Source organism: Rhizobacter sp. P3_B12, from assembly GCF_056402895.1.
Map to the genome: position 1 here is coordinate 1 of NZ_JBFUGN010000556.1, position 4,066 is coordinate 4,066.

General features: G+C 68.8%; 4 protein-coding genes. 1 reads left to right on the plus strand and 3 read right to left on the minus strand.

What is annotated here, in order from left to right:
• The coding region (locus tag AC1D01_RS23525; RefSeq protein ID WP_477870618.1) for a hypothetical protein at window positions 1-467 on the minus strand (467 nt) is incomplete at its 3' end.
• Window positions 468-506: 39 nt separating this feature from the next.
• Window positions 507-1,055, minus strand: coding sequence for a peptide-methionine (S)-S-oxide reductase MsrA (gene msrA, locus AC1D01_RS23530; protein ID WP_477870620.1), 549 nt, complete (start codon window positions 1,053-1,055; stop codon window positions 507-509).
• 229 nt (window positions 1,056-1,284) lie between these two features.
• Between msrA and AC1D01_RS23535 the strand changes: the two genes are divergently transcribed.
• Complete coding sequence (locus tag AC1D01_RS23535; RefSeq protein ID WP_477870622.1) at window positions 1,285-2,094, plus strand: YdcF family protein; 810 nt, start codon at window positions 1,285-1,287, stop codon at window positions 2,092-2,094.
• A gap of 306 nt (window positions 2,095-2,400) precedes the next feature.
• On the opposite strand, the gene AC1D01_RS23540 is transcribed toward AC1D01_RS23535, so the two are convergent.
• The gene (locus AC1D01_RS23540; RefSeq protein ID WP_477870624.1) at window positions 2,401-3,957 is read right to left on the minus strand and encodes a UbiD family decarboxylase; all 1,557 of its coding nucleotides are present in this window, start codon (window positions 3,955-3,957) and stop codon (window positions 2,401-2,403) included.
• Window positions 3,958-4,066: the final 109 nt, after the last annotated feature.

Consider the following 4,066-nt stretch of genomic DNA (forward strand, 5'->3'; position numbering starts at 1 on the left):
CGGCGGAAGCGGTCGCGGTCGTCCGGGTGGACGCGCTCGCTCGCCTGGTCGAAGTTCGGCACGCCGCCGGCCGGGTCGAAGCCGCACAGGCGGAACATGTGGGTGTCCCAGCGGCCCTCGCCGGTGCGCAGGTCGCGCTCCCAGGCGCCGGTGCGTCCGAACTGCTCGATCAGCGCGAGCCGCGCCGCATCGGCCGACGGCAGCACCAGCCAGGCGAGCCAGCCGCTGTCGAGCCAGACGGAGTTCCAGTCGATCTCGAGCGACGAGCCCGGGAACGCAACCCGCCCGCGCCCGCTGGGCTCGGGGTGGCGCAGCGTGGCCACCAGTTCGCGGGCCAGCGCCTGCCAGCCTGCGTCGGCGATGCCGTGGTCGGACGCCCACCGCGCCGCGGCGGCATTGACCTTCCACCGCCCGTCGGCCCACAGCCGCAAGGCCGGGGCCGGCGAAGAAAGCCACAGGGTGTCCATGGGGGGGCAAGTGTACTGACTGCCCCCTCGCTCGACCCGCTACTCGGGCCGCACCTTGCTGGCGAAGGTCTTGCGGAACTTCTCGACCTTCGGCGCGACGACGAACGCGCAGTAGCCCTGCCCCGGGTGCTGCGCGAAGTAATGCTGGTGGTAGTCCTCCGCGCGCGAGTAGTCGGCCAGCGGCAGCACCTCGGTGACGATCGGGCTCTTGCAGGTGCCGCTCGCCACCATCTCGGCGATCACCTCGCGGGCCACGCGCTCATGCTCCGGCGACTCGACATAGATGCCCGAGCGGTACTGCGTGCCGACGTCGTTGCCCTGGCGGTTCAGCGTCGTCGGGTCGTGCACGACGAAGAAGATCTCCAGCACCTCGCGCAGCGTGATCTGCGCCGGGTCGAAGCTGACCCGCACCACCTCCACCGCACCGGTGTCGCCGCTGCACACCTGCTCGTAGCTCGGATTGCGCACCCGGCCGTTGCTGTAGCCGGACTCGACGCCGGTGACGCCCAGCACCCGCTCGTACACCGCCTCGACGCACCAGAAGCAGCCGCCGCCCAGCGTGATGGTTTGGATGGAAGTCGTGTTCATGAGATCTCCTTGGACAGCCCAGATGACTGCGAGCGCGCAGTTTGCAAGGCAGGCGGACTCGGTCGTGCCGCAGCGTGCATCCTGACAACGGCGACTGGCAACGGTGCCAGGGCGGGCCGGGGAGTGTGAACGATTCACGCCTGTGAGCGCTGACTCGCCGGCACAATCCAGCCGCCATGCCGGCGCTGCCTGCCCGGCCTTCGTCCACCTTTCCCCCCGGAACCAGCGCATGAACAGCCTGCTGACCCTGCTCGGCATCGAATCCTGGAAGCCCATCCTGAGCGCACTCGTGCTGCCGCCGGTGCCGCTGCTGCTGCTGGTGCTGATCGGCGCCCGGCTGATCCTGCCGCGCCGCGGCCTCGGCTGGCTGGTGATCCTGCTGGCCACGCTGGGGCTGTGGTTCAGCGCCTGCAGCGGCACCGCGCAGTTCCTCACCCAGGTCGCGCTGAAGGTACCGCCGGCGCTGACCCGCGAACAGATCGCCGAGCTGAAGGCGGCGGCGCAGGCGAAGCAGCCGATCGCGATCGTCGTGCTCGGCGGCGGGCAGGAGGCGCTGGCGCCGGAGTACGGCGTGGCCAACCTCAATTCCTTTTCGCTGGAGCGCCTGCGCTACGGCCTGTGGCTCGGCCGCGAAACCGGCCTGCCGGTCGCCTTCAGCGGCGGGCTCGGCTGGTCGCAGCCCGATGGCCAGCCGGAGGCGCAGACGGYGGCGCGCATCGCGGCCCAGGATTTCAACCACCCGCTGAAATGGGTCGAGGACCAGTCGAAGGACACCCGCGAGAACGCCGCCCGCAGCGTCGCGTTGCTGAAGCCGGCCGGCATCACGCAGATCGTGCTGGTGACGCACGGCTGGCACATGCCGCGCTCGGTGGCGATGTTCGAGGACGCAGCACGCGGCAGCATGAAGATCCAGCCGGCGCCGATGGGCCTGGCGGCCCGGGTCGACACCAAGTCGCTCGAATGGGTGCCGACGGCGCGCGGCTTCATGAACGTGCGCAACGCGCTGCACGAGTGGCTGGGCAGCCTGGTGCGCGCTTGAGCCACTCTCGTTGAACGCGCGGGCCGAGCGCCGGGCCGCTCCCAAGCCGGCCCGCTGCCCCCTCGGGGGGCGATTCCCGTACCCGGGATCGGGGGCCTCATAACGCGAAACCCCTCCCGACCTTGCGGTGGGAGGGGCGGGCAACTGACGTTGYCAAATCGGGGCTCCGGAGGAAGTGGGTCCAGGGCTCCTGGTGCGCAGGGACTGCGCCGGTGAGGTTGCCTGCATGCAGGCCCACCAAACTTAGACGACGCTCGGCGGTGATTCAAGGCCGCATTCGAGGAATCGGCGTCGAATTGGTAACTGTCAGCGCGCCGCCATCACGCCGGCGACGATCTGCGCCACCTTCTGCTCCACCTCGGCGTCCATGCGGATGCTGCGCCCCCATTCACGCACCGTCTCGCCCGGCCACTTGTTGGTGGCATCCAGCCCCATCTTGCCGCCCAGCCCGCTGACCGGCGACGCGAAATCGAGGTAGTCGATCGGCGTGTTCTCGACCAGCGTCGTGTCGCGCACCGGGTCCATGCGGGTCGTGATCGCCCAGATCACCTCCTGCCAGTTGCGGATGTCGACATCGTCGTCGGTCACGACGATGAACTTCGTGTACATGAACTGGCGCAGGAAGCTCCAGATGCCGAACATCAGCCGCTTCGCATGGCCGGGATAGCTCTTGCGGATGCTGACGATGGCCATCCGGTAGCTGCAGCCTTCGGGCGGCAGGTAGAAGTCGACGATCTCCGGAAACTGCTTCTGCAGGATCGGCACGAACACCTCGTTCAGCGCCACGCCCAGCACCGCCGGCTCGTCGGGCGGCTTGCCGGTGTAGGTGGAGTGGTAGATCGGATCGCGCCGGCGCGTCAGCCGGTCGATGCGGAACACCGGGAACCAGTCCTGCTCGTTGTAATAGCCGGTGTGGTCGCCGAACGGCCCTTCGAGCGCATGCAGGTAGCCGCCGACCTCCTTCAGCGGCACGCCGTGCTCGCTGGTGCCGGTGAAGCCGGCCGGCACGACCGGGATGTGGCCTTCCAGCACGATCTCGGCGCCGGCCGGCGCCTGCAGCATCCAGCCCGGCTCGCCGACCGCGGTGTCGACCACCTCGGTGCGGCTGCCGCGCAACAGCCCGGCGAACTGGTATTCGGACAGGCTGTCCGGCACCGGCGTCACGGCGCCGAGGATGGTCGCCGGATCGGCGCCGAGCGCCACCGCGATCGGGAACGGCCGGCCCGGGTTGGCGAGCGCGAAATCGCGGAAGTCCAGCGCCCCGCCGCGGTGGGCCAGCCAGCGCATGATGACTTCGTTGCGGCCGATCACCTGCTGGCGGTAGATGCCCAGGTTCTGGCGGCGGCGAGCCGTCGGCGAAGCCTGCGGGCCGCGTGTGATCACCAGACCCCACGTGATCAGGGGCCCCGCATCCAGGGGCCAGCAGGTCTGCACCGGCAACTCGCCCAGATCGACCTCGCTGCCTTGCAGGATCTCCTGCTGGCACGGCGCCGAGCGGACCGCAGCCGGCTTCATGTCCCACAGCGCCTTGACCATTTGTAACAAGCGGCCGGTATCCTTCAGGCCCTTCGGCGGCTCGGGCTCCTTCAGGCTGGCCAGCACCCGACCCACGTCGCGCAGCTCGCTCACCTCGGTGGCGCCCATGCCCTGGGCGACCCGCCGAGGCGTTCCGAACAGGTTCGTCAAGGCCGAAATTTTGTAACCGGCGGGGCGTTCGAACCACAGCGCCGGACCGCCGGCACGCAGCACGGAGTCGCTGATCGCTGTCATTTCGAGCCGCGCGGAGACTGGTTCGGCGATGCGTTTGAGCTCGCCGGCCCGCTCCAGGCCCGCCATGAAGTCCCTCAGGTCACGGTATTTCATGCAATTTAGTTATTAAGAACAGCATCCTTATCCTTGACTGGTTATGAATCCAGTTCCTAGAATTCGCGACACCTTGAGAACTGATCAGGGTAAACCCGCAGAGCACACG